Raw genomic sequence first — 265 nt, 5'->3', positions numbered from 1 at the left:
GGAGTAGACATGCCAACGGGCATTACCACTAACTACATCAATACCATTCCTGCAGCACAAGAGCCTGCGTATCCTGGTGATACCACTCTGGAACGTCGTATCCGTGCAATTATCCGCTGGAACGCCGTAATGATCGTACTGCGTGCCTCTAAGAAAGATCTGGAGCTGGGTGGCCACATGGCTTCGTTCCAATCTTCTGCGGCTTTCTACGAAGTGTGCTTTAACCACTTCTTCCGCGCAGCTAACGAAACAGACGGCGGCGACC

The 265-nt window shown here is 52.5% G+C and carries 1 protein-coding gene; it reads left to right on the top strand.

All coding sequences use genetic code 11. From position 1 onward, the window contains the following. Positions 1-265: hypothetical protein (locus R0J87_RS21265; protein WP_498888776.1), on the top strand; the 265-nt coding region annotated here is incomplete at both ends.

The sequence above is a fragment of the Halomonas sp. SIMBA_159 genome (genome assembly GCF_046536035.1).
Taxonomy (GTDB): Bacteria; Pseudomonadota; Gammaproteobacteria; order Pseudomonadales; family Halomonadaceae; genus Vreelandella; species Vreelandella venusta_A.
Note: the sequence above shows the minus strand (reverse complement) of the source record. Positions and strands in the feature narration are given on the sequence as shown.